The organism is Bacillus cereus group sp. MYBK15-3 (genome assembly GCF_051916765.1).
GTDB lineage: Bacteria > Bacillota > Bacilli > Bacillales > Bacillaceae_G > Bacillus_A > Bacillus_A cereus.
On record NZ_JBQAHG010000008.1, the window covers coordinates 19,516 to 44,874 of the forward strand.

Here is a 25,359-nt window from a genome sequence, read left to right on the forward strand (position 1 = left end):
TATTGTTTTATTGGCATAGTTTCAATCCAAGGAGAAAGGAGATTTTCAATCGTGCAACTAAAGAAAGCGTTTTGGAAGTTGGCTTCGCTTCTTCCGTTATCATTACTTCTGTTCCTCGGTGGCTGTGATAAAAAACTCGCAGTATTAAATCCGCAAGGACCTGTTGCAAAAGCACAGTATGATTTAATTGTTTGGTCATTCTTGCTTATGTCATTAATTATCGCAATTGTATTCATTCTGTTTACAGTCATCTTGATTCGTTATCGTGAAAAACCAGAGAATATGGACTATGAGCCACCTGAACAACACGGTAACACATTACTAGAAATTATTTGGACGCTTGTTCCTGTTATTATCGTTATCGCATTATCGATTCCAACAGTAAAAGCAACTTATGCTTCGGAAGAGGTTCCGAAAGAGTCCAAACATATTAAACCAGTTGAAATTTATGTTACATCTGCAAACTGGAAATGGTTATTCAGTTACCCAGAGGAAAAAATTGAAACCGTTAACTATTTAAACATCCCAGCTGGTGTACCAATTCAATTCAAACTGACTTCTGTCGGCCCAATGAATGCTTTCTGGGTACCAGAACTTGGTGGTATGAAGTACACAATGGATGGCATGATTATGGATCTTTATTTACAAGCTGATAAGCCAGGTTCTTACCTAGGCCGTAGTGCGAACTTCTCTGGTGAAGGATTCACACACATGGAGTTCGAAGTTGAAGCAAAAACTAAAGAGAAATATGACAAGTGGGTTAAAGAAGTACAAGAAACTGCTCCTAAACTAACAGAAGCTAAGTACAACGAAATTGTTAAACCTGGTGTAGTTGGTCGTATGACATTCTCTAGTCACCACTTAAGTTATGTAGATCCAAAATCACTTGAATATTGTGATTACAACTACTACAAAAACAAAAAATAATAGCTATTATTCCAACAGATTGGAGTGAACACAGTGAAGCTTGATGAATTCTTTGTCACAGGTGACCCGATTATTTACGGTGCAGACGCTTCTATCGTTCTTGTGACATTAGCAATCATTTTCGTACTAACAAAGTATAAAAAATGGAAATGGCTTTGGGACGAATGGTTAACAACTGTTGACCATAAAAAAATCGGAGCTATGTATATTATTTCTGCGGTTATCATGTTATTCCGTGGTGGTATGGATGGTTTAATGATCCGTGCACAATTAACATTCCCAGAAACAACTTATTTAAACGCTGAACACTATAACGGGATCTTTACAACACATGGTACAGTAATGATTCTTTTCATGGCAATGCCATTCGTTATGGGATTAATGAACCTTGTAGTACCATTACAAATTGGTGCTCGTGACGTTGCATATCCGTTCTTAAATGCTTTAAGTTTCTGGTTATTCTTTGTCGGAGCAATGTTATTCAACATCGCTTTCGTAATTGGTGGTTCTCCAGACGCTGGGTGGACTTCTTACTTCCCAATGGCAGGTACAGAGTTTACTTCGGGCGTAGGAAATAACTACTACGCAATTGCATTACAGATTTCAGGTCTCGGTACGCTAATGACCGGTATTAACTTCCTTGTTACTATCTTAAAAATGCGTACACCTGGTATGACTTTAATGAGAATGCCAATGTTTACTTGGTCAATCTTAATTACAACAATTATCATTATTTTCGCTTTCCCAGTATTAACAGTTGCTCTTGCATTAATGACATTTGACCGTCTATTCGATGCTCACTTCTTTACGATGGCGAGCGGCGGTATGCCGATGTTATGGGCCAACCTGTTCTGGGTATGGGGTCACCCTGAAGTATATATCGTTATTTTACCGGCATTCGGTATTTTCTCTGAAATCATTAGTACATTCTCACGTAAGCGTCTATTCGGTTACAGTGCGATGGTATACTCAATGGTTGCAATTTCTTTACTAAGTTTCGTCGTATGGCTTCACCACTTCTTCACGATGGGTGCAGGTCCAGCGGTTAACTCATTCTTCTCGATTTCGACAATGGCGATTTCGATTCCAACCGGGGTTAAGATCTTTAACTGGTTGTTTACACTGTATAAAGGACGTATTCGTTTTACAGTTCCAATGCTTTGGTCATTGGCATTTATTCCAAACTTCGTAGTCGGTGGGGTTACAGGGGTTATGCTTGGAATGGCAGCAGCTGATTATCAATACCATAACAGCTACTTCCTAATCGCTCACTTCCACTACGTATTAATCGCAGGTACAGTATTCGCTATGCTTGCTGGATTCACATTCTGGTATCCAAAAATGACTGGTCATATGTTAAATGAACGCCTAGGTAAATGGACATTCTGGATCTTTATGAGCGGATTCAACATCTGTTTCTTCCCAATGTACTTCTTAGGTTTAGACGGTATGACTCGTCGTATGTACACTTACTCTGAAAGTCTTGGATGGGGATGGCTAAACCAAATCGCATCTGTTGGTGCGGTAATGATGGGTATCGGCTTCCTACTTCTTTGCTACAACGTAATTTGGAGTGCACGTCACGGTGAACGTGACACAACTGGAGATCCATGGGATGGTCGTACACTTGAATGGGCAACTCACTCTCCTGTACAACATTACAACTTCGCGAAGCTTCCTGAAATTAAAGAAGCTGATGCTTTCTGGTACATGAAAAAACGCGGAGAAACAGTTACACCAGCAGCAGAAGATATCAAACCAATTCACATGCCAAGTAACTCTGGTGTGCCTATTATTGCGTCTGGATTCTTCGGTCTTGCAGGTTTCGCATTAGTATTTAGCTGGTTCTGGCTTGCAGCAATCGGTGGAGTTGGTATTTTAGCTTGCTTAATCTATCGTTCATTCGATTATGATGAAGGTTACTATATCAGTGTTGATGAAATTAAAAAAACAGAACATATAGCATGAGAGGTGAAATGACATGGCGGCTTTAGATAAAAGCTTACCTTTGGAATATCAATCCGAACAAAGCAGATTGAATATCCTAGGATTCTGGATTTTTCTTGGGGCTGAAATTATGCTGTTCGCAACACTTTTCGCCTCTTATCTAGTCCTTGCTGGTCGTACGGCAGATGGCCCAACACCAGCGCAATTGTTTGAACTTAAAACGCTTTTAATTCAAACATTACTACTTTTAACAAGTAGTTTTACATGCGGTATCGTAATTCATGAAATGCGTAAGCATAACCAAAAAGCGATGCTTGGATGGTTCGTCCTTACATTACTTTTAGGTGCAGGTTTCCTATTCTTTGAGATCGAAGAGTTCATTATGTACATTGGTGAAGGCGCAACAATTCAAACAAGTGCTTTCTTATCTGGATTCTTCGTTCTTCTTGGAACGCACGGAGCTCACGTAACAGGCGGTATCATTTGGGCAACTTGTGTTATTATCCAAATTTTAAAACGAGGTTTAACACCAGTTACAGCTCGTAAAGTATTCATTATCAGCTTATACTGGCATTTCCTTGATCTAGTTTGGGTCTTTATTTACACACTAGTTTACTTGAACGGGATGGTGGCGTAAATGGCTCAAAACAACAATCAAGCAAACGGGCATGCGCATAGCGGATTCCCTTGGTCACACGTTTTCGGATTTATTTTATCGCTTGCATTAACGTTTCTAGCGTTATACGTGGCACTTTACACAACATTGCCACTTTCAACAGTCTTAACAACTATTATCATAATGGCTGTTGCGCAAGCATTGTTACAATTAATTATGTTCATGCATTTAAAAGAAGGAGAAGGAAGAGTTCAAATTCTTACAATGATATACAGTTTCTTCGTTGCAACTGCAACAGTTGGTTTAACTGTATGGATCTTCTTCTCAATGTAATGTACATGAAAAAGACTGCTGAGATTCCTCAGCAGTCTTTTTTTATCCCCTCCCCTATTACATCCACATTACGGAATTAACAACAGAATCATGAAAAATATACTTATTATGACAAATGTTAAGAAAAATCTTTCTTTATGAAATCGAATCCATATGCGTTGCTTTTCTACCTATTATATGGCTAAATAGGTACTATATTTATTTGAAGGGAGAGAACGCAATGGAACATCATACTTCTGTTCTATCACTTATGGTTGTCGTTGCAATCGCGTTTTTCGTTCCCCTTTTGTTACAACGCTTTAAATTAAAAGCACTTCCTGTTGTCGTTGCAGAAATTATTGCAGGAATCTTTGTAGGTAAAAGTGGGTTTAATATTATTGAGCCAGATATATGGCTTCAAGTTTTATCAACATTAGGATTTATCTTCCTCATGTTCTTAAGCGGTTTAGAAATTGATTTTTCTATCTTTAAACAAAAAGGGAAAAAAAATACGACTAATGAGCCAAATACATTTCAAGTAGCAAGCATTATCTTCTTATTTATTTTCATCTTATCTTATGCCCTATCATTACTATTCGTATGGCTAGGATTTGTAGATAATGCAATGTTCATGACTTTAATTATTTCAACTATTTCTTTAGGTGTTGTTGTACCAACATTAAAAGAAAACAACCTAGGAAAAACTGCAATCGGACAAATCATTTTATTAGTTGCTGTTATTGCAGACTTAGTTACAATGATTTTACTCGCTGTTTTCGTCGGATTAAATTCCGAAAGCGGTCAAAGTATGTGGCTCTTACTTATTCTATTCGGTGCCGGTATTGTCATTTACTTTATTGCAAAACGCTTTAAAAACATTCCATACTTAGATAGTTTAAAAGCTGGTAGTGTACAAATTGATACACGAGCTGTTTTTGCACTCATTTTAATCTTAGTTGGGTTATCGGAATCTGTTGGAGCAGAAAATATTTTAGGCGCCTTCTTAGCAGGTGTACTTGTATCGTTATTATCACCAAATGAAGATATGGTGGAAAAACTTGATTCTATCGGCTATGGTTTCTTCATCCCTATTTTCTTCGTAATGGTTGGTGTAAATCTAGAGGTGTGGTCTATTTTCAAAGAACCTTCTAGCATGCTAATGATTCCAATCTTAATTGTAGGACTCTTTATTTCGAAACTCTTACCATCACTCGTCTTAAGAAAATGGTATCCACGTAATATCGTACTTGGAAGTGCAATCTTATTAACATCGACACTTTCTTTAGTTATTGCGGCTGCACAAATTGGTGAAAAACTGGAGATCATCAGTCCAAGTTTATCTGCCTCTCTTATTTTAAGCGCAGTTATTACTTGTATTTTTGCACCTATATTGTTTAAAAAAATGTTCCCAAAAGTAGAAACACCAAAACCAAAAGTAGCTATTATTGGCGCGAGCAGAATTACCCTTCCGTTATCACTAGATTTAAAACGAGAAGATTATGACGTAACGCTATATATGATGCGTCAAAACAAAATAAATGATGAAGAAGCGAAATCACATGACTTCCCTATCGTGAAATTAGATGACATCACAATCGCATCATTAACTGAACAAACAGCATTTGATGCAGATCGCGTCGTTGTTGCAACAAGCGATGATGAACAAAACTTATTATTGGCAGAACATGCAAAAGATCTAGGTGTTGAACATGTTATTGCAAGTGTAGAAGATCCACTTCTACAAGAAAAAGCAACGCAAGAACATATCGCTGTATTCTCAACAATTAACTCTACACGTATTTTATTACGTGCACTTATTGATAAACCTAGTCTCGTTCGCTTAATTACAACAGCAAACGAAACAGTACGTGAAGTTGAACTGCGCAGCAATAAATATAACGGCGTTGCGCTTCGCCGCCTCCCGTTTTTAGGTGATGTACTTGTCATTCAAATCTACCGCGGTAACAAAGCATTAATACCACATGGTGATACAAGACTACAACACGGTGACACATTACTTGTAACAGGTTCAAAAGAACATATCGATACACTAAAAAACATATTAGAGTAAAAAAATGCCCCTCACATAATTGAGGGGCATTTTTTTAACTTCATATGGTAAAATGTTACTATCACATATTATGAGGATGGATCACATTATGTCTATTGTAACTTTAGCTCTTTTATTATTAGCAGAAATACTCGTTGCCATTATTCTCATCGGTGTTAGTATTGAGATTTGTAGTTACGGATGGAAAAAATCGAATGGAATAAAATATTCTTGCCTCCTACTTTCACTCCTTCTCGGAACTGCTAGCATACTCGGACTTCTCGCCGCACCTGCTTATTTCTTTATACAATTAACAGAAAAGGCCTTATAAGAAAGGATGTTAATATGATTATCGTGAAAAATATTGAGGGATCTGAAACTTACGTATTACGTCAAAAAATTTTACGCCCCAATCAAACATTAGCAGATTGTAAATATCCTTCCGATTATGAAACAGACACCTTCCACTTAGGCGCATTTATAAACGATGAACTAATTAGTATCGCTTCCTTCTCAAAAGAAATATACCCTGACCTACCAGCCGGTATTCATTATCGTCTACGAGGAATGGCCACATTACCTGAGTTTCGAAACAACCACGCTGGAAGCTCCTTAATTCAGAATGCAGAACAAATCTTACAAGAGCGTCAAGCAAATATGTTATGGTGTAATGGCCGAATTACTGTAACTGACTATTACAAGCGATTAGGCTTTCAGGAGCATGGTGAAATTTTTGAAATTGAACCAATTGGCCTTCATAAAGTTTTGTATAAAAAGATATAAGAAAAGCTTTCCTCAATACGGGAAAGCCTTTCTTATATTTCAATTTTCTCTTTTTATTTTTTTCATATATATGTATATAAACAAACTAGGAACTAAAAAACAAGCAAACATAATAAGTCCTGTCATACTAATTTCCTTTATCGAAATATCTGGTGTTACAACGATACAAATAGCTAAAATCCCAATAATAATACCCACCGGAATGAATAATAGCTTCATAAAATAACGACGCGACACTCCGCCCGTATGCTCATACACTTCCACTGAATTTTTCAGATTTAAAAAGTTAATAATTATTATCCCGCCCATAAATACCATTAATAAATCCGAAACACTTTCATATCCTGCCCCTTGCAAGACATAGCGGTAAAAGAAGATAGCTAGTATGACGATATTTTGTAAGATGAAAGCTAATCTAATATGTTTTAACCCTTCAATCATTAAACGTTCATCTTTCACGATTTTCATCCTACCACTCCTTTTCCTCCCAAAATAAATCATTCAACGTTTTATCTACTGCATAACAAATTTTTAAACATAAATCTAAAGATGGATTGTATTTCCCCTTCTCAATTAAACTAATCGTTTGCCTTGTAACGCCTACTTTTTCTGCTAATTGTTGCTGTGTTAAATCTAACTGAACACGCGCGACTTTTATTTTACTTACAGCCATTCATGTTCCTCCTCTATCTATATTGTAACATATATATTCCATTAAGTAATTTATATTTTACAAAACCAATTAAGTTTTCATCTTATCCCGATTGGTGCGGGCTAATACACAGTGAGGATATCCCCTACTGCCCATAGTTTCACTTTATTATACACAAAAAGGGAGCCTCCCATAAGAAGGCCCTCTCCTATATTTATATTATAAGAATAAATGACATCCAAATAAGAATGCAAATAAGTATAGTAATGGATGCACTTCCATCCCTTTACCCTTCACAATTTTCAAGACTGGATATACTAAAAATCCAATTGCGATTCCATTTGCAATACTAGATGTTAACGGAATACCTATAAAAATTAAAAATGCTGGTAACGCATCTTCAAATTCATTCCAATTAATATCTCGAATGCTTTGTGCCATTAAACTACCTACTATAATTAATGAAGGAGCTGTAATAGCGGCTACACTTGATAAAGAAGCAATAACAGGACTAAAAAATGCCGTTATAATTGTTAGACCAACAACTACAATCCCTGTTAATCCAGTTTTACCACCTGCAGCAATACCTGCTGATGATTCAATCGTCGCTGCTGTTGGGCTTGTTCCAAAGATAGAACCTGTAGTCCCGCCAATTGCATCTGCAATAAACGCTTTACCAAAACGCTTCTCTGTATTGTCTGTAATTAAACCTGCTTGTTTAATTAAACCGAGTAATGCACCTGTTGTATCGAATAAAAGTACAAGTAAAAATGAAAATACAACGCCGTATAATCCGTATTCAATTACATCTGAAAAGGCATTGATTGGGTTTGAAACGATGATACCCTCTGGTAAATGAGGCATCGCCACAATTTTATCAGCAAACTTCAATTGCCCTGTAAAGAAGGCAATAATTCCTGTCACAATCATACTAATAAATAATGCACCGCTCACACGCAATGTCATTAATACCGCCGCTAATATTAAACCAATTAAAGTTAAAATAACAGCTGGAGAATGAAAATCACCAATCGTAACTAAATTAGACGGATGATCCACGATAATTCCAGAAAGGCGCAATCCAATAAAAGCAATAAATAGTCCAATTCCACCTGCAATTGCATGCTTTAAACTATCAGGAATTGCTAAAATTAACTTTTGCCTAAACGAAGTAAAAGATAATAAAAGAAAAATAATCCCCGTTACAAATACAGCTGAAAAGGCAACTACATATGTAATCCCTTCTGCCTTCTGTACAACAGAATAAGCAAAATATGCATTCATTCCCATAGCTGGAGCAATAACAATCGGGTAATTCGCGAAAATCGCCATACCTACTGTTCCAACAACGGTTGCAATAATTGTTGCTGTAAACGCTTGGTCAAATGGTACACCTGCATCAGATAATATTTTTGGATTGATGACAAGAATATACGCAAATGTAAAAAAAGTTGTGATGCCAGCTAAAAACTCTTGCTTCACAGAAGTGTTATATTTTTGTAATTGAAACATGCTTATGTACCCTTCCTACACCTGAATTATTATCACACATTCTTTTTCTTACTAGTATGTGAGCAAATATAATACTTAATCTTAACAATCAATAAAAAGAAGAGTCAATATATTCCCTAATAGTTCGAATTTTAAGTTTAAGTCTGACAAGTACAGATGTAGTACAGTTCATTATGATTATTTTTGTAGCATAACAGATAGAAATGTTTTATAATTTGAAATAGTTAAATATTTAGTAAACGCATTCAAATATCGTTCACTCTACAAGGGGGATTCTTCTTATGCAGCACACAAACAAATCTGGAACTTTAAATCGTGGTTTAAAAGAACGACATATTACTTTAATGTCACTGGGCTCAGCTATTGGCGTTGGGCTATTTTTAGGATCCGCTTCCGCCATTAAACTAGCAGGTCCTTCTATTTTGCTAGGCTATATGATTGCCGGTCTCGTTATTTTTTTCATTATGCGAGCGCTTGGGGAAATGGCAATTGAACAACCTGTTGCTGGTTCTTTTAGTAAATATGCATATGATTATATTGGACCACTCACTGGTTATATTACTGGTTGGAATTACTGGTTCTTATGGGTTGTTACTTGCATGGCTGAAATTACAGCAGCTGGCATTTACATGCAGTACTGGTTCCCTGATATCCCGCGCTGGACTTGGGCGTTACTTGCTCTATTATTAATGAGCGCTTTTAACTTCTTATCGGTAAAAGTATTTGGAGAACTTGAGTTTTGGTTTGCTCTCATTAAAATTGTCACAATTATCTGTATGATAGTAGTCGGAGCTGGTATTATTTTATTCGGATTCGGAAACGGTGGTATCGCTACTGGTATTTCAAATCTTTGGTCACATGGTGGCTGGTTCCCAAATGGATTTTCTGGGTTACTACTCTCCATGCAGATGGTACTATTCGCTTATTTAGGCGTTGAATTAATCGGTGTTACAGCTGGTGAGGCTCAAAATCCGAAGAAAACACTCGCAAAGGCAATTGATAACGTATTTTGGAGAATTCTACTCTTTTACGTTGGGGCATTATTCGTTATGATGGCAATTTATCCATGGAACGAACTTGGTGAGAAAGGCAGTCCATTCGTATTAACATTCCAGCAAATTGGTATCGCAAAAGCAGCAGGTATTATTAACTTTGTCGTATTAACAGCAGCTCTTTCTTCTTGTAACGGTGGTTTATTTAGTACAGGCCGTATGCTATATACATTAGCTCAGCAGAAAAAAGCTCCTAAAAGATTTGGTCGTTTAAATAAAAACGGTATTCCAAGCCAAGGAATTGTAGCAACTGCTATCGTTTTACTCATTGGTGTTATATTAAACTATCTCGTACCTGCAAAGGTATTTACATGGCTTACTAGCATTTCAACTTTTGGTGCAATTTGGACTTGGGGCATTATATTAGTCGCTCAAATTAAATTCCGTAAAAGCTTGCCTACTCAAAATAAACAAAAGTTATCATATAAAATGCCTTTATACCCATTAAGCTCATATTTCTCACTTGCCTTCCTTGCACTAGTCTTATGTATAATGGCGTATTCAGAAGATACACGAATTGCATTGATTGTCGGCCCAATTTGGCTTATCGGCTTAGCAATCGTATATTACATGAAAGGGTTTCATAAGATTGATGAAACACCTAACTCAAAAATTAGTTAAGCAAAACATCCCTTCCTTATTACTTGGAAGGGATGTTTTTATATCTATATAAATATTTCTCAACAAAATTCACGGTATTTTTACAATTTTTTAATATTTTTTATGTTTTCCGTCTTTATTTTTACAGAAAAATAAATTACATTATTAAAGCACATATATTTATTATTAGGGGGATTCTTCTATGAAGAATAAAAAATGGATTACATTTTCTTTAGCAACAGCAATTACACTAAGTATAGGGACCTCGTTCATACCGTCTACTTATGCCGAAAGCTCTGTAGACCCAGCTCCTGAAATTGCTGCAAAAGTTGTAAATCAAAACAATGGGAAGAAAGTATTATTTGATAATACACACGGTCAAACTGCTGGGACAGCTGACTGGGTTATTGACGGCGGCTTTTCTGACTTCGGAAACGGCATTGCAAAAAACGGATATCACGTAAAGGAACTTCGTAAATCAACACCTATTACGTACGAAGATTTAAAAGATTACAATGTATTTATCGTTCCAGAAGCTAATATTCCTTACAAAAAATCTGAGCAGGACGCTATGTTACAATATGTAAAAAATGGTGGTAGTATCTTCTTTATTGCTGATCATTACAATGCAGATCGTAATAAAAATCGCTGGGACTCTTCTGAAGTATTTAATGGATATAGACGCGGTGCTTGGGATAATCCAGCAAAAGGAATGTCTAATGAAGAAGCAAATTCACAAGCTATGCAAGGAGTAGAAAGCTCTGATTGGCTCTCTGACAACTTCGGTATTCGCTTCCGCTACAATGCACTTGGTGATGTTTCAGCGAAAACAATTGTATCACCTCAACAATCTTTCGGAATTACAAAAGGTGTTTCGTCTGTAGCAATGCATGCTGGTTCTACTCTAGCAATTACAAACCCAAAACTAGCAAAAGGACTTGTTTACCTTCCAGAAAATCCATCAAAATGGAATAACGCTGTTGATAGCGGCGTTTATAATGGCGGTGGTATTGCAGAAGGCCCATATGCTGCAATTGCAAAAGTAGGACTTGGAAAAGCTGCCTTTATTGGTGACTCTTCTCCTGTTGAAGATGCTACGCCAAAGTACGTTCGTGAAGATTCTGGCCAAACAAAGAAAACTTACGATGGTTATAAAGAAGAAAACGATGCTATCTTATTAGAAAACATCGTAAATTGGTTATCGAATAAAGAGACATTTACAAGTTTAGATCAAGTAAATGGTTTACAACTTGATTCACCTACAGCTCTACAGACATTTGAACAGCCAAGCTTATCAACAGAACCACAACCTGAACCTTGGGGTGCACCAAATGCAGGTTATCAATGGTTTAATACAAATACTTTCAAACCAGGTTCATACGGTTATAATGGTGCGGTAACAACAAGCGACTACGTCGTTACACACCCTAGCATTCTACCAAACAATGAAATTTTCCAAATGAAGATTCAAGTAAACAACTTACTACCTAATACAACTTATAACAACTATTCTTTAGGTATCTTCACTACTGGTGGAACACAAGTGGCTAAATTACAAAATGCAAACGGCACTTGGCCATCTACTTTTGGATATAGTAGTGCATTTTCTTTCACAACAAACAGCTTAGGCTCTGCTGAGAAAGTTGTAAATGTACAGATTGATTCAAATACAACTGGACAAGCAACGCTTCGTCTACGCCAAAATACAACAACGAAATATAATGAAACTGTAACGATTAATAAGAAATAATAAAAAAGGCAATCCATACATGGATTGCCTTCTTCTCACTTCTCTTCCTTCGAGAAAAACATTCTTGAAATAACGATACCTATACTACCGACGATTAGGAATAACACTGCCCTAATCATCATTGATACCTCTGGTAAGTCAAGTAAGAATAACTTCCCTACCGTTACGACTAAAACGACTAAACCAGCATATAATATTTCATTCATATTTCTATTTCTTCCAAACCAAACCGCAAATAATGCATATACCATCCATAATAACGATACTGATACACTAATTACGCTTCCATCTGTAGATAAAACTTCACCGATTCTCGTAATTGTAATAAATACAATTATCATAAACCAATAGAGCACTATAGAATACATATATTTGCCGAAGCTCGCTAATACTTCTTTCGCTTCTCTCATGCAATAATAGAACGTTCCTATTAAAATAAGATGAGCAACAAAGCCTGCCGAAATAAATTGATCAAACGGGCTAAAAATAGTCTGTATCATTCCAATTGCGTAAACCGTCGCACTAACATACAATTTTATCTGTTGTTTTACTTTAATAGAAGTGACCATGCCGAGGAAACCTTGTAATAATAGTACAATCGCTGCATTCACTAAACTATACTCATATAAAATTGCTAAACTAAATGCTCCCATTGCGAAACCAAATAAGAGATTTGTAAATGTAGAATGTCTATTTTTCCTATATTCAAATACGAACATAGCGGCATGCACGATTGCACTAATAATTAATCCCCATGTTGTAAAATCATGTATTTTTGAAATAGCTAGTATAAAGAACACTGCATTTGCACTAAATATCGCCAAACGTGGTTCTAGTATAAAACTTCTCTCCGTAAACATATGCCAAAATAATAGTAAATGAATCAAACCATATACAATCGTTAACTGTACTTGCAAGTTCTCTACTAACATTGACATAACAGCAAAGAAAACGAAAAGGACAATGGCAGCAACAGCGTAAGAAATCATATATAAGTATTTATAACGATTTTTCAACGCATACCATAATAAACTAAGTGTTAATACTGTCTCATATCCAAAGAAAATATAAGGATTAGGAGTCGTACTATTTAACAAGAATGGTACGAAGAACGCTCCGACCGCTACGAAAATAGTGAGATATTCCGATTGATATCTTTTCGCTAAATAAATACCTAAAATAACCCATGCAATATTACAGAGAAACGCGACACTTGCCGGAATAAATCCATATAAATAATGTGCTGCAAACGTTGTTAGAACAATCCCGGTAATACTTCCTCCAGCTAATACTAACCCTAACGCCTGCCGCTCTCTTTTAATTTGAATATCTCCTATATAATACAATCCGATAGATAATACGATACCAAACACAATTCGTATCGCTGGTGTTAATAAGCCAGCATCTACCCCTGCTTTAAATAACCAGATCACTCCAAGCAACATAATACCGACAAATACACGCGGTAACCATGTTTGACAAAACTTAATAATATTAAATGGCTCTGGTTTAAAAGTAGATATATCTACTTGTTTTACCTGACGTTCTTGCAAAGGCTCTTTTATCTTAACTATTTCTTCTTTTGGCTTTTCCTCCATTACCGTTTCAATATATTCTTTCTTGTTCTTACTAACACGTTGCTGAGCGTTTTCTACTTCTATTTCCCTTTGCTTTACTTTTAATTCAGCAAGTGCTTCTTGAATTGTTTCAATTGCCGTTTCGAGTGCTTCTATTTTCTTATCCAAATCCTTCTTCATACGCTCCCCCCTTATTCGTAACTCTCATTAAACCTATATATTACCAATTATCTTTATCATACTCTTAGTCTATTCATTTTCAATAGTATTTTTCCAAAAAAAGAAAGGTGTCTTCCCAAAATAGGAAAACACCTTTTTACTCATTTATTCTTATTTAGAAAAATGCTAACGATAAAACCAAGACACATGCCTACAATAGCTGGAACAATCCACCCAACACCTTCTGTATAAAACGGGATGTATTTTAATGCTGACGTCCACTGATTCATCATTACATTTTTATTTAAAATATCAATTGCACTAAATATCGCTACAACCAAAACAGTTACTGCATATACGTATGCATACTTTCCAATATACTGATGGAATAACCCTAGAATAATAAGCGTTAACGCAATTGGATAAATAAATCCAAGAATTGGTACTGATACTTTTAAAATTTGCGTTAACCCTAAATTAGCTAAAATCATACTAACAACGCTTACTATAAATGCCCACACTTTATAAGATACTTTCGGAAATGCACTCGCAAAAAATTGACTACAAGACGTAACAAGTCCAATTGAAACACATAAACATGCGATAGTAAAAATAAGACCTAATAAAACGACTCCGCCCTGCCCAAATAATGTAGTCATAACTTGCGCTAACACTTTCGCACCGTTATCGAATGTTCCTAATGAGCCACTAATTGCCCCCACATATCCAAGGATGACATAAATAATCGATAATAATAATCCTGCCACAATGCCAGCAATACTCATATATTTCGCTAAACCTTTATCATCTTCAATACCTTTTGCACGTAATGCATTTGCAATAACAATTCCAAAGATTAAAGCAGCTAACGCATCCATTGTTAAATATCCATCTAAAAACCCTTGAAACATAGGAGCTTGTCCATAGTTCCCTATTGGTTCTTTCATATCTCCTACCGGTGTAAACATACTCTTTATAAAAATAAGTGCAATCATACATAATAATAACGGCGTCAATACTTTTCCAAACAATCCCATTAATTTAGATGGAGATAAACTTAACCAGTAAACAATACTAAAGAAAATAACTGTGTAAAACAACAATAGTCCGCTTCCTGCTTCAGGGAATAACTGACCTGGCCCCATTTCAAAAGCTAAACTTCCCGCACGTGGTATACCAAGCCCAGGTCCAATAAATACATACACGATACATGGAAAAATAATTGCAAATGAAGAATGAACCCTACTCGCTAACGTTTGAAAACTTCCTGCTTTTGCAATAGAGATAACACCTAATATAGGAAGACCTGTTGCTGATATAATAAACCCTACTAATGAAATCCAAACATGTTCTCCTGCTTCATACCCAAGGAAAGGTGGAAATATAAGATTCCCTGCTCCAAAGAACATAGAGAATAACATAAGGCTAATAAGTAAAATTTCTTTTTTCTGTAACAATTTCATTTCTTTCTCCTTTTTTAATTTCATCTTTTATGAAATCAATTTCACATATAAAAAAGTACAATAACCCGCTTCCTTACAAAGAAAACATAGTCCATAGTCTATCACAAAAGAAACACCCATTCTATAGCTATTCCTCTTTTCCAATTTCTTCTGAAAAATCAACCTTTATTGACTTATAATAGTTAATAAGGTAAAATATTAAGTGTACAAAATTATTAACTTTGTTTTTGTTTGTGTCAGGAGGAAAATAACATGGAATCAGCGATACAACTAGAAAGAGAACAACAAAGAAAAAAGAAACATCCTCCAGGTTTATACTTACTCTTCTTTACAGAAATGTGGGAAAGATTTAGTTACTATGGATTACGAGGATTATTAACATTATATTTAACGACAGCTTTAGTAAGCGGTGGTCTTGGGTTTAGTCCCGCATGGGCACTCTCTATTTACGGATTTTATACTGGAGCCTGTTATTTCACACCAATGATTGGTGGATACTTAACAGACCGTTTTCTAGGTAGACGAAAAGCAATCACAATTGGTGGTATAACAATGGCAATCGGTAACCTTACACTATTTGCCTTGCAAAACCAATTAGGTCTATACCTCGGATTAGCGCTTATTATTATAGGTAACGGATTCTTCAAACCGAACATCTCTACACTGGTTGGAGAATTATACGAAGAGAACGATCCAAAACGTGATAGTGCATTTACCATTTTCTATATGGGTATTAACGTCGGGTCATTTTTAGCTCCACTCGTTTGCGGATTTTTATCAGAAAATTTATTCAAAACAACAGTTGATGGCGTTGTACATTACGGATTCCGTTACGGTTTCTTAGCCGCTTCAATCGGAATGATCATTGGACAAATTTTATTTACAACACTATCAAATCGCTTCCTTGGTAATATCGGTAAAAAACCAACTCGTGATTTACAAACAGCTGCTGGACAACCATCAGTAGGAGATACACCGTTAACAAAAAAAGAAAAACAACGTACCGCAGTTATTGTCATTTTAACATGCTTCGTTGTCTTCTTCTGGGCTGGCTTTGAACAAGCTGGTAGCTCATTAACATTATATACAAACAAATTTGTAGACCGCTCTGTGTTCGGATGGGAAGTTCCAACATCTTGGTTCCAATCGGTCAATCCATTATTTATTATTTTACTTGCTCCAGTCATTTCTGCATTATGGGCAAAACTTGCAACTCGCAAGCAGGGTGATTTAAAAATCCCAACTAAAATGGGACTTGGTATGATCTTACTCGGTATCGGTTATATCATTCTCGTTATCGCTACATTAAAAACAGGTAGTGATGAACATAACATTACAGAAAAAGCAAACTTACTGTTTATCGTCTTTACGTATCTTTTCCATACGTTAGGTGAGCTATTCTTATCACCTGTCGGACTATCAATGGTTAGTGCGCTTGCTCCGGTAAAATTAGCATCTTTATTAATGGGTGTATGGCTAGCAAGTTCAGGTATCGCCAACATTTTAGGCGGACAACTCGCAAGCTTCACAACTTCACTTGGATACGCTGAAGTATTCACAGTTATTGGCGCTGTGGCAATTGTATTAGGCTGTGTTTTATTATTAATTTCTAAGAAATTAGTGAAATGGATGGATTAAAAAAGATGAGGAATTTCTCCTCATCTTTTTTATGCTGTTTTACCTTTTTCTATTGCTTGTTCGTACAGCTCTTTATGTTCTTTATATTCACTTGGTACGAAACTCTTATAGAAGAATGAGAACCAGCTGTCTCCTTTTTTATACCCTTCTTCTCGAATTTCCGCTGCTTTTTTATTCGATTTAAATCCTTCAGTAAACCACTTCTTTAACAATTCATTTCGTTCATACTTAGCAGGAACTTTTAAATCATAGTTTTCAAATGCATACTTATAGCCAGCCTTTTCTACTGCCTTTTTTGTAGACTTATAGCCTTTTTCATACGCTGTTTCATATGCCTTCACGTATACTTCTTTCTCTCTATTTTCAGGATTCTTTTCAGCTAGTTCTTTCCCTGTCTTTTCCCCTAATTCAGCTTGCTCTTTTTCAATTTTTTCTGTTCTTTCTTTATTCCCTACTTTGAACCCGTCTGCAAAGTTTACCTTAAACTCTGGAGCAACTTGACTATCGTCCATCGTCTCTTGTGCTAAACCTTGTTCTTTTCCTTTTTCAAAATGCGTTTTCTTCTGCTCTTCTAAAGACCATGCGGCTGCATAAGTCGCTTTAAACGCTTGTTTATATGCATCAGATTTTCCAGCTACATGCACTTCTGCATCATTTTTTCCTGCTTTAAAATCAGTTTCTCCATTCTTTTGACCTTCAAGTTGACCTTTTTCCATATCAGCTTGGCGCTGCGCTTCCTCTTGCTTACGTGCCTCTTCAGCTTTTCTTTGTTCCTCGGCTACACGTTGTCTCTCTTCTTCAGCTTTACGCTGTGCTTCTGCAGCACGTTGTTTTTCAGCCTCAGTATTGCGCTGTGCTTCTGCTTGTCTCTCAGCTTCTACAGCACTATTATTATTCTGACTAGGAGCTGGGCTCGTTGCGCCACTACTAGAAGCTGGTTTATTGTGATAATGATATTCCCCGTACTGTAATCCCCACTTCTCACAATTTGTACGACATGTATGTCCGCCATTAGCATCTGTACGCCCTGGATGCGCATAAGCTGAAATTGGAGCTACCAATAACGCTATACTCGTTGTTAAAAGAAGTTTCTTCACCTGTTGTCTCACTCTTGTTCCTCCCAAAATATAGAATTCTAACTTTATTATACATAAATAGAAGAATATTTAAATACGAACCGAAATATTCTATTATTTCTCAACATTAGTAAAAAAGAAGGTGAACTCTTTAAAGAGTTCACCTTCTTTTTTACTTCTTCGCCTTCGTTCCTACTAAATCACCAGCAACAACATAACGCTTAGAATTATCCTTTACAGATACACATGTAATAAGCGTTATCTCATCTTTCCCATGATCCTCTACAACTTCCCACTTATCAGGAGTCACTTCAGATACACCAGTAACCGCATACTCATATTCATTTTCATTGTCATACAAATAAATTTTATCGCCTTTTTTCAAAGAAGCTATATCACTAAATAAAACACCTTTTTTAGACATATTATGTCCTGCTAATGCGTAATTTCCTTTTCCCATAACTTGATTCTCTTTTACTGTCGCTGCACCTGATAATAAGTTTTTTTCAGTAGAAGCTTTTAAAACAGGCAGTTCTACTGAAACACTTGGAATCGAAATACGACCAATTACTTGTTTCTTATCTAATGATGCATTCGCTACTTCCGCCAAGTCTGGTTGATTAATTTTGGAAGCATCTACAAATTCCGTCTCATGCTTTTCATAATCCATCTTTTGAACAGCCTGCACATTTTCAGTCTGTTTCTTTTCAGCCTGATATCCATCATAAAATGGCTTTCCAATTAACACGCCACCTACAACAAATAGCAGAATTGCTACTATACTATAAATTCTTTGCTTATTCATACACAGTTCCTTTCCCTTACAAAATCTTACTCTATATAAAATGATAAAATAATATCGCTATATGTACAAGTATTAGCTTAAAAAGAAACCTTCTTGCCGGTGCAAGAAGGTTTCTTTTTAAGCTAATTTATTTCTGTATAGTGATACGTGAAATACTGTCATTTGAATAAAGAAAATAGAAAATAGAATATATAATGGGTATCCAGGAAGATATTCATTAATAATAGGCGAAAAAGTTAAAAATCCAACTGCACAAGGTAACACAAACCATAACGATACAAATGTTGTTCTACAAGCTTTATCCGTAATCGCTTTTTCACGTTCATCTTCTAGTGGAAATAATAATGGATACATCCAAAAAGATAAATTCTTATATTTTTTCTTTTGAATTCTATAAAAAATTGTAACTATAATTGCTCCAATAAATAATAAAATGAATGGTACTCCATTAAACCATACTTCAAACGGGAATTTCTCGTTTTTAATTATATCTGCTAACTCTGTAATAACACTATAAAATTCAACAAATGTCCAACATGCTAGTGCAGTATAGAGTACATTTATAATATAAGAAAAAACAATTCTATTCATCCTTTTCCCCCTCCTTATTTAAAACAAACACATCTTCCATCTTTAACTGAAACACATCACAAATCGTAAGTGCCAATAACAACGAAGGAACGTAATCCCCTTTTTCAATTGCTGCAATTGTTTGTCTCGTTACTCCAACCTTTTCTGCTAATACGCTTTGCGTAAAGTTAAAACGAGCTCTTAATTCTTTTACTCTGTTTAAAATGGTCAAATTTACCACCTCTCACCGTTATTGTATGCTATCCTTAACAAAATGTAAACTCAACTTAACATTATTATTATAAAAAAATCCAACTCTACGTATTGTAAAGTTGGATTACGTGTTAGTTTAAAATTGTAACTTTAACTGTTCTTCTGCCCCAACTACTTGATGAACCTTTATCTGGCATTAAAACATCAATTCTATGCCCCTTAATAGCTCCACCAGTATCGGCTGCAATTGCTACTCCATAACCTTCAACATTTACAGTCTTACCTAATGGAATAACATTTGGATCTACAGCAATTAATTTCATTCCTGGGTTTGCAGTTAAGTTATAGTGTCCCCATGCAGAAAATACTTGTTGACCTGGTGCATAACCATTTTCCGCTGGATCAGCTGTATAAGCTGTAGCTTCTACATAAATTTCTTTCCCACCAGCAGTTGGCTTAGAAGGTGGTTCAGGTTGTGCAGGTTTGGTAGGTTCTACCTTCGAATTATTATTAGCAACTGGTTCAGCTGGTTTACTAGCTTTTTCCTGCTTTTGCTTTTCAGCAATTTCTGCTTGTGCTTTCGCTAAAGCTTCTTGCTCTGCTTTTGCAGCCGCTTCTGCTTTTGCACGCTCTTCCGCTGCGATTCTTGCTGCTTCTTGCTCACGAGCAATCGTTTCTTGTACTGTCTTCATATTTGATTCAATTTTAGCTTTTTCTTCCGCTGCTAAATTAAGTTGACTTGCAACTTCATTATATTTAGCTTGAACTGTTTGTAAGTTATCTTGACGTTTTTTCAAGTTATCTTGCAGTTCAGCTTGCGCTTTTGCTAATTTTTGTTTGTCTACTACTAAAGATGCTTCTTTTTCGTCAATTGTTTTCTTGTCCTCTTCAATTTGACGAAGATCTTGTTCTTGTAGACGTAAAATTTCTTTATCAGCTTCTAGAATAGTAGAAACTGCGTTCATACGTTGTAAGAAGTCTGCAAAGTTTTTTGACTCTACTACAACTTCTACTACTAAACTTGTATTTGAACTGTTTTGAACAGAAACCATACGTTTTCTCATAATATCTTTACGAGCAAGGACTTTATCCTCCAAAACGACAATTTCTTGCTTTTTTTGCTCAATCTGCTTATGTGTTTCATCGATTTTACGTTGAATAGCAGCTTGATCCTCTTTATTTTTTGCAATTGTATTATTTAAATTATGTAGTTCGTTTTCGATACCTTTAATTTCTTTACTAACAGCTTGCTTCTCTTGCTCTTTCTTTTGCATTTCTGCATCGTTTTGTTGCAATTGCTGTTGCATGTTGTTAAGTTTCTCGTCGTTTGACTCTGCTTTAACAGCGACTGTACTAGAAAGACCGATAATTCCTGCTAATACTAGACAGCTGATTCGCTTAAAATAGTTCATAATCCGACTCCCTTCTTATACAGTTATACATGATTTATTTTACAGTTTGTTTACAAAACGATTAAATACAGTTTATTTTTCGTGACGAAAAAAAGAGAATTATGAATAAAATGTAATAGATTCTTAAATATTTAACAATTCCTATATTTAAAAAATACAAAATATGCTAAAATCCAAATATAGAGAAAATATAACTTTCGAAGGCGGTTGAAATAAATACATGTTTACTCAAAAAAAATCACTCCAACATACAATTGCTCAATTAGAAGAGCGTATACAAGAATTAGAAGCAGAATTAAAACAAAAAGATATCGAAAAGCAAGAGACTATTTCTACTATCCACGATCATGTACAAAGCGCTATCCAAGAGCATCAACTTGTAAATAACCAACATAATACACTTCAAAATTTAGTTCAACAGTTAAGTTCATGTTTCGAAAATGTTTCAACACGTACGACACATTCCAATGAGTTAAATAATGAAATGTTACAAAAGGAACAAAGCTTAATTCAGTCTATTGCAGAAATTATTGACTGCTCTAATGAAGGAAAAGAATCCGTTCACCGTTTACTTATTGTAATTAATAAATTAGGTGAACAATCTCAACGCACGTCTAATAGTATGAATCATCTAAGCGAACGCTCAAAGGAAATCGAGCAAATTGTAGAAGTCATTCAAAACATTGCAGCACAAACAAATTTACTTGCATTAAATGCGAGTATTGAAGCCGCACGTGCTGGAGAGCACGGTAAAGGATTCGCCGTCGTTGCCAATGAAGTAAGAAAACTAGCGGAAAGTACAGCAGAAAGTACAAAAAACATCGGCAACTTAACGAAAAAAATACAAGAAGAAATTGAAAAAGCATATGATAACACAAAAGATAATTTACATTTAGTCGATGAAGGTGTAGAAATGAGCGCCGATACAAATGCTAGAATTGAAAATATTTTAGTTATGATTCAAACGTTACAAAATGGTGCTACAAATGTTATTAAGGCTATCGAAAACCAAAAGTCTTGTAATGATGACATATTACGAGAATTCGCTAACACACAACAAATGTTCCAAAAATTAAATACTACTATTATGAATCATATTCATGATGCTGAAAAAGTCGATGTTCAATTATCTAAAAGTCTTCAAGGAACAGTGACTTCTTAATTAAAATTAAGAATCCCTTATACTGCTATAAGGGATTTTTATTTTATTTTGAATATTTATTTCTTTTCAATATTCATCCATATCTTTGTTATAATGGAAAAGTTGTTTCTTTCAACTAATAAACAAGGAGGTTATTATGGAACAATTTTACTACGTTTTAAAATATTTAATTCTCGGTCTGTTCCAAGGACTAACAGAACCAATTCCGATTTCTTCAAGTGGTCATCTCGTTTTAGCACAACATTTGCTAGGACTAAAAATAGAAGGGTTTAGCTTCGAACTACTTGTTAATTCAGCTTCATTATTAGCTGTATTACTTATTTATAGAAATGATTTAATTCGTCTAACGAAGAATGGTCTCTCTTATATATTTACAAGAGCAGAAGACGCAAAATCAGATTTCTTCTTTATTATTTATCTTGTTATTGCAACCATTCCAGCAGGTGTTATTGGTGTTTTATTTAAAGATTACATCGATCAGTACTTAAAAGGTGTGAAGATGGTTGGGGTTTCCCTTCTTATTACTGCTGTCGGCCTTTGGATTATTAGAAATTTACGCGGTCGTAAAAATGATGGCGACCTTTCTATGAAAGATGCAATCATCGTCGGATTAGCACAAGCTTGTGCACTGATTCCCGGAATAAGCCGATCTGGTGCCACAATCGTAGCAGCAATGTTACTTGGTATGAAGCAAGAAACAGCTCTTCGCTTCTCATTCTTACTATACATTCCTGTTAGCTTAGGTGGCTTATTGTTAAGCATTACAGACATTGCAAATGACCCAAATCTAGACACATTATTCGTACCATATGTCGTTGCATTCATCGCAACATTTATCATGACGTATATTTCACTAAAATGGTTTATGAACATTATGGCAAAAGGAAATTTAAAATATTTCTCTTTCTATTGTATTATCGTAGGTGTACTTACTCTTATTTTCTTATAAAGTAAAACTTACAAATTAAAAGCGAGTCATCTAGTGTAATAGAATGACTCGCTTTTTTATACCTTTATTAAGTTAAAACCTATTATTTACTTACAATTTTCAGAATAGTATAATATTTATCAAGTTCACTATTACAGTAATTCTATCTTTCCTACTATTATCGTAAAAGAGGTGTTTATATGTTTATAGTTACTAAACTCATTCACATTAAGTACGAATATGAAAATGAGCTACTTTATGGGCTTAGACAATATTATCCTTCCCCCGGAACGAACGGTTGTATTAACATAGAGTTTTCACCTGTTCATCGTACAAATGATAAGGCAGAGTATATGATTCGTATGTTATGGAAAACACAACAAGATTACCATACATGGCTTTCTCAAAAAGAAGGCAATGAAACTTTGAAGCACAAAATACAAGGCTATATCCTTTCTTCCAAATCAAATGCTACCTATGTGCATTAATCCTTCTCTTTTTATTCCTTACGAGGGGCAAAATGATAAAGTGAAACTTTAATCACCCTCATCAATTGGGCTATTCACAAATAACGAGATAAGGACCCTCTTACTTTTCATACTGTAAGAGGGCTTCTCTTATGCATACACTTTCTTCTCTTGACAATACAAACGAATAACATGTTTATTTTGTTGAAATACATCATGCGTCAGCCGAATAATAATAAAGTTTCGTTTTGTTTGATCATCATGAACAAAAATCTGTTCTCCCTCCTGAAAACGCCATGCACTTTCAAAAGTCGTAATATGATCCCCACTTACAGAAAAAAGTTCATATCGCATCTCTTGTACCCTCTCTCAACTTATATAATCACAATATCCTTATATTAAATTTATTATAACTTAATTCCTATCAAGTTAGTAATTTTTTCTATTTCGAAAGGTTTTAACTTTGTATTTAAATATTTTTAGCGCTATAATGATAAACGAATTTTTATTGAAAGGAGTTTTACTTTGACTGCATATTTATTTCCAGTGAAAACAGCATTTATTTTATTTCCCTTTTTAGCAATGTTTCTTTTAATCCCTTTTTTAATATTTAATTATCGAAAATACGGTTATTTAAATAAATGGCGCTCATTTATTTTATACTCATTATTACTTTACTTATTAAATGCCTATTTTCTTGTTATTTTGCCGTTGCCACAAACGTTTGATACTTGTAGCCTACAACCGGCTAATACACAACACATGCAACTCGCACCATTTTATTTCATACAAGAGATTAGTAGTCATACATCGGCAGTTTTAACGAAACCAGCTACTTATTTCTACTTATTAAAAGAGTCTGCGTTTTTACAAGTTGCCTTTAACGTTCTATTAACTGTTCCATTCGGTATTTACTTACGTTATTATTTCCGACGTAGTTTCTTACAAACAATTTGCATTTCCTTTTTCCTTTCACTATTTTTCGAGCTAACACAAGTGACTGGATTATACGGTATATACAATTGTGCATACCGATTATTTGATATCGATGATTTGTTTTTAAATACATTAGGTGGCGTAATTGGTTTTATCATTGCACCAATATTTACGTACTTCCTTCCGAAGACAAACGAGTTAGATAGTCATATTGATTTGGAAACGAAACCAGTCGGATTCATTCGTCGCCTTATCGCGATGCAAATTGATTGGATTTTCTTATCTATCGTCGTACCTGTCGTTAAAAACAAAGGAAATTCTTTCTTCGTTTCTAATATGCAATCTTACACCAATATGTATGAACTCATTTTCATTACGTGTTCAATCCTTATTTACTTTATTATTATTCCATACTTTACTAACGGAAAAACAATTGGGAAAGCATTGCTTCGCATTCACGTGAAAGGAAAATCAAATCGTATTACATTAAAAGAACTATTTATTCGCTACGGTATATTTTATTTTGCGTTAGGTGGAATCAATTATATTCTTTCTAGTAGCTCTATTTTAAATCACACAGAGCCTCTAATATTACTCGTTACATTGTTATTCCTATTCATCATTAACGGCCTATTTATTATTCATGTTTTACTACATGTATTTAGCCGGGATAAACTACTATTTTATGAACATATTAGTCATACAAGAAATGCAATTACACTAAAAAAAGCTGACAAATAATTATTTGTCAG

The 25,359-nt window shown here is 35.1% G+C and carries 24 protein-coding genes and 1 pseudogene; 14 read left to right on the forward strand and 11 right to left on the reverse strand.

Translation table 11 applies throughout. The annotated features are described in order from the left end of the window. Positions 1-51: 51 nt before the first annotated feature. From ACTFR8_RS25760 to ACTFR8_RS25790, 7 genes are all read left to right on the forward strand, one after another. Complete coding sequence (locus ACTFR8_RS25760; RefSeq protein ID WP_001176165.1) at positions 52-927, forward strand: cytochrome aa3 quinol oxidase subunit II; 876 nt, start codon at positions 52-54, stop codon at positions 925-927. Positions 928-960: 33 nt separating this feature from the next. Then, the gene (qoxB, locus tag ACTFR8_RS25765; protein ID WP_000762367.1) at positions 961-2,895 is read left to right on the forward strand and encodes a cytochrome aa3 quinol oxidase subunit I; all 1,935 of its coding nucleotides are present in this window, start codon (positions 961-963) and stop codon (positions 2,893-2,895) included. A 13-nt stretch (positions 2,896-2,908) separates the two neighbouring features. Then, complete coding sequence (gene qoxC, locus ACTFR8_RS25770; protein ID WP_000729318.1) at positions 2,909-3,511, forward strand: cytochrome aa3 quinol oxidase subunit III; 603 nt, start codon at positions 2,909-2,911, stop codon at positions 3,509-3,511. Beyond that, on the forward strand, positions 3,512-3,823 hold the full coding sequence (gene qoxD / locus ACTFR8_RS25775) for a cytochrome aa3 quinol oxidase subunit IV (RefSeq protein ID WP_000068425.1): 312 nt from the start codon (positions 3,512-3,514) through the stop codon (positions 3,821-3,823). A gap of 220 nt (positions 3,824-4,043) precedes the next feature. Next, positions 4,044-5,873: a monovalent cation:proton antiporter family protein gene (locus tag ACTFR8_RS25780; protein ID WP_252209802.1), complete on the forward strand. Its 1,830-nt coding sequence runs from the start codon at positions 4,044-4,046 to the stop codon at positions 5,871-5,873. A gap of 52 nt (positions 5,874-5,925) precedes the next feature. Continuing rightward, positions 5,926-6,183: a DUF4022 family protein gene (locus ACTFR8_RS25785; protein ID WP_044129536.1), complete on the forward strand. Its 258-nt coding sequence runs from the start codon at positions 5,926-5,928 to the stop codon at positions 6,181-6,183. A 14-nt stretch (positions 6,184-6,197) separates the two neighbouring features. Continuing rightward, positions 6,198-6,635, forward strand: coding sequence for a GNAT family N-acetyltransferase (locus ACTFR8_RS25790; protein WP_000587680.1), 438 nt, complete (start codon positions 6,198-6,200; stop codon positions 6,633-6,635). 39 nt (positions 6,636-6,674) lie between these two features. Here ACTFR8_RS25790 and ACTFR8_RS25795 read toward each other — a convergent pair whose 3' ends face one another. The 3 genes from ACTFR8_RS25795 to ACTFR8_RS25805 form a co-directional block, all read right to left on the reverse strand. Then, positions 6,675-7,103 carry a hypothetical protein gene (locus tag ACTFR8_RS25795; RefSeq protein ID WP_252209801.1) on the reverse strand — a complete coding sequence of 143 codons (429 nt, stop codon included), beginning with the start codon at positions 7,101-7,103 and terminating at the stop codon, positions 6,675-6,677. Between the two features lies 1 nt (position 7,104). Then, positions 7,105-7,308, reverse strand: a complete 204-nt coding sequence (locus tag ACTFR8_RS25800) for a helix-turn-helix transcriptional regulator (RefSeq protein ID WP_000301183.1) — start codon at positions 7,306-7,308, stop codon at positions 7,105-7,107. A gap of 198 nt (positions 7,309-7,506) precedes the next feature. Next, positions 7,507-8,799 (reverse strand): NCS2 family permease, encoded by a 1,293-nt coding sequence (locus ACTFR8_RS25805; RefSeq protein WP_000487191.1) that lies wholly within the window; start codon positions 8,797-8,799, stop codon positions 7,507-7,509. Positions 8,800-9,080: 281 nt separating this feature from the next. Between ACTFR8_RS25805 and ACTFR8_RS25810 the strand changes: the two genes are divergently transcribed. Both ACTFR8_RS25810 and ACTFR8_RS25815 read left to right on the forward strand, forming a co-directional pair. Next, positions 9,081-10,472 carry an amino acid permease gene (locus ACTFR8_RS25810; protein ID WP_252209800.1) on the forward strand — a complete coding sequence of 464 codons (1,392 nt, stop codon included), beginning with the start codon at positions 9,081-9,083 and terminating at the stop codon, positions 10,470-10,472. A 181-nt stretch (positions 10,473-10,653) separates the two neighbouring features. Further along, complete coding sequence (locus tag ACTFR8_RS25815; protein WP_252209799.1) at positions 10,654-12,201, forward strand: DUF2194 domain-containing protein; 1,548 nt, start codon at positions 10,654-10,656, stop codon at positions 12,199-12,201. A gap of 35 nt (positions 12,202-12,236) precedes the next feature. Here ACTFR8_RS25815 and ACTFR8_RS25820 read toward each other — a convergent pair whose 3' ends face one another. Both ACTFR8_RS25820 and brnQ1 read right to left on the reverse strand, forming a co-directional pair. Beyond that, positions 12,237-13,958, reverse strand: a complete 1,722-nt coding sequence (locus ACTFR8_RS25820) for a DUF2339 domain-containing protein (protein ID WP_252209798.1) — start codon at positions 13,956-13,958, stop codon at positions 12,237-12,239. 140 nt (positions 13,959-14,098) lie between these two features. Continuing rightward, positions 14,099-15,400, reverse strand: a complete 1,302-nt coding sequence (brnQ1, locus tag ACTFR8_RS25825; RefSeq protein WP_252209797.1) for a branched-chain amino acid transport system II carrier protein BrnQ1 — start codon at positions 15,398-15,400, stop codon at positions 14,099-14,101. A 252-nt stretch (positions 15,401-15,652) separates the two neighbouring features. Here brnQ1 and ACTFR8_RS25830 point away from each other — a divergent pair, with 252 nt between their 5' ends. Further along, positions 15,653-17,038 carry a peptide MFS transporter gene (locus ACTFR8_RS25830; RefSeq protein ID WP_000443143.1) on the forward strand — a complete coding sequence of 462 codons (1,386 nt, stop codon included), beginning with the start codon at positions 15,653-15,655 and terminating at the stop codon, positions 17,036-17,038. Between the two features lie 29 nt (positions 17,039-17,067). Here the strand turns inward: ACTFR8_RS25830 and ACTFR8_RS25835 are convergent, their stop codons facing one another. The 5 genes from ACTFR8_RS25835 to ACTFR8_RS25855 form a co-directional block, all read right to left on the reverse strand. Further along, complete coding sequence (locus ACTFR8_RS25835) at positions 17,068-18,147, reverse strand: YHYH domain-containing protein (protein WP_001249811.1); 1,080 nt, start codon at positions 18,145-18,147, stop codon at positions 17,068-17,070. A 139-nt stretch (positions 18,148-18,286) separates the two neighbouring features. Further along, entirely contained in the window at positions 18,287-18,919 is a 633-nt protein-coding gene (locus ACTFR8_RS25840) for a class A sortase (RefSeq protein ID WP_001041724.1), read from the reverse strand. A 117-nt stretch (positions 18,920-19,036) separates the two neighbouring features. Beyond that, on the reverse strand, positions 19,037-19,510 hold the full coding sequence (locus ACTFR8_RS25845) for a hypothetical protein (RefSeq protein ID WP_001080043.1): 474 nt from the start codon (positions 19,508-19,510) through the stop codon (positions 19,037-19,039). Continuing rightward, the gene (locus ACTFR8_RS25850) at positions 19,503-19,721 is read right to left on the reverse strand and encodes a helix-turn-helix transcriptional regulator (RefSeq protein WP_000154020.1); all 219 of its coding nucleotides are present in this window, start codon (positions 19,719-19,721) and stop codon (positions 19,503-19,505) included. Before ACTFR8_RS25850 ends, ACTFR8_RS25845 begins: the two co-directional genes overlap by 8 nt. Positions 19,722-19,833: 112 nt before the next feature. Then, positions 19,834-21,114, reverse strand: coding sequence for a 3D domain-containing protein (locus tag ACTFR8_RS25855; protein WP_001105789.1), 1,281 nt, complete (start codon positions 21,112-21,114; stop codon positions 19,834-19,836). Between the two features lie 631 nt (positions 21,115-21,745). Between ACTFR8_RS25855 and ACTFR8_RS25860 the strand changes: the two are divergent. The 3 genes and pseudogenes from ACTFR8_RS25860 to ACTFR8_RS25870 form a co-directional block, all read left to right on the forward strand. After that, positions 21,746-22,276: pseudogene (locus ACTFR8_RS25860) on the forward strand (methyl-accepting chemotaxis protein); the annotation flags it as partial. A gap of 136 nt (positions 22,277-22,412) precedes the next feature. Continuing rightward, positions 22,413-23,225, forward strand: coding sequence for an undecaprenyl-diphosphate phosphatase (locus ACTFR8_RS25865; RefSeq protein WP_000434796.1), 813 nt, complete (start codon positions 22,413-22,415; stop codon positions 23,223-23,225). Positions 23,226-23,404: 179 nt separating this feature from the next. Further along, positions 23,405-23,692 (forward strand): hypothetical protein, encoded by a 288-nt coding sequence (locus ACTFR8_RS25870; protein WP_025966743.1) that lies wholly within the window; start codon positions 23,405-23,407, stop codon positions 23,690-23,692. 129 nt (positions 23,693-23,821) lie between these two features. Here ACTFR8_RS25870 and ACTFR8_RS25875 read toward each other — a convergent pair whose 3' ends face one another. Then, complete coding sequence (locus ACTFR8_RS25875) at positions 23,822-24,025, reverse strand: hypothetical protein (RefSeq protein ID WP_001268332.1); 204 nt, start codon at positions 24,023-24,025, stop codon at positions 23,822-23,824. A gap of 171 nt (positions 24,026-24,196) precedes the next feature. Here ACTFR8_RS25875 and ACTFR8_RS25880 point away from each other — a divergent pair, with 171 nt between their 5' ends. Then, complete coding sequence (locus tag ACTFR8_RS25880; RefSeq protein ID WP_000128012.1) at positions 24,197-25,348, forward strand: VanZ family protein; 1,152 nt, start codon at positions 24,197-24,199, stop codon at positions 25,346-25,348. The last annotated feature ends 11 nt before the right edge of the window (positions 25,349-25,359 follow it).

Bases quoted from the DNA above. Each gene is read 5' to 3' on its own strand.
- ACTFR8_RS25810 (WP_252209800.1), top strand. From the start codon at position 9,081: ATGCAGCACACAAACAAATCTGGAACTTTAAATCGTGGTTTAAAAGAA.
- ACTFR8_RS25830 (WP_000443143.1), top strand. From the start codon at position 15,653: ATGGAATCAGCGATACAACTAGAAAGAGAACAACAAAGAAAAAAGAAA.
- ACTFR8_RS25805 (WP_000487191.1), bottom strand. From the start codon at position 8,799: ATGTTTCAATTACAAAAATATAACACTTCTGTGAAGCAAGAGTTTTTA.
- ACTFR8_RS25840 (WP_001041724.1), bottom strand. From the start codon at position 18,919: ATGAATAAGCAAAGAATTTATAGTATAGTAGCAATTCTGCTATTTGTT.
- ACTFR8_RS25780 (WP_252209802.1), top strand. From the start codon at position 4,044: ATGGAACATCATACTTCTGTTCTATCACTTATGGTTGTCGTTGCAATC.
- ACTFR8_RS25845 (WP_001080043.1), bottom strand. From the start codon at position 19,510: ATGAATAGAATTGTTTTTTCTTATATTATAAATGTACTCTATACTGCA.
- qoxC (WP_000729318.1), top strand. From the start codon at position 2,909: ATGGCGGCTTTAGATAAAAGCTTACCTTTGGAATATCAATCCGAACAA.
- ACTFR8_RS25865 (WP_000434796.1), top strand. From the start codon at position 22,413: ATGGAACAATTTTACTACGTTTTAAAATATTTAATTCTCGGTCTGTTC.
- brnQ1 (WP_252209797.1), bottom strand. From the start codon at position 15,400: ATGAAATTGTTACAGAAAAAAGAAATTTTACTTATTAGCCTTATGTTA.
- ACTFR8_RS25820 (WP_252209798.1), bottom strand. From the start codon at position 13,958: ATGAAGAAGGATTTGGATAAGAAAATAGAAGCACTCGAAACGGCAATT.
- ACTFR8_RS25790 (WP_000587680.1), top strand. From the start codon at position 6,198: ATGATTATCGTGAAAAATATTGAGGGATCTGAAACTTACGTATTACGT.
- ACTFR8_RS25795 (WP_252209801.1), bottom strand. From the start codon at position 7,103: ATGAAAATCGTGAAAGATGAACGTTTAATGATTGAAGGGTTAAAACAT.
- ACTFR8_RS25870 (WP_025966743.1), top strand. From the start codon at position 23,405: ATGTTTATAGTTACTAAACTCATTCACATTAAGTACGAATATGAAAAT.
- ACTFR8_RS25800 (WP_000301183.1), bottom strand. From the start codon at position 7,308: ATGGCTGTAAGTAAAATAAAAGTCGCGCGTGTTCAGTTAGATTTAACA.
- ACTFR8_RS25875 (WP_001268332.1), bottom strand. From the start codon at position 24,025: ATGCGATATGAACTTTTTTCTGTAAGTGGGGATCATATTACGACTTTT.
- qoxD (WP_000068425.1), top strand. From the start codon at position 3,512: ATGGCTCAAAACAACAATCAAGCAAACGGGCATGCGCATAGCGGATTC.
- ACTFR8_RS25855 (WP_001105789.1), bottom strand. From the start codon at position 21,114: ATGAACTATTTTAAGCGAATCAGCTGTCTAGTATTAGCAGGAATTATC.
- ACTFR8_RS25815 (WP_252209799.1), top strand. From the start codon at position 10,654: ATGAAGAATAAAAAATGGATTACATTTTCTTTAGCAACAGCAATTACA.
- ACTFR8_RS25785 (WP_044129536.1), top strand. From the start codon at position 5,926: ATGTTACTATCACATATTATGAGGATGGATCACATTATGTCTATTGTA.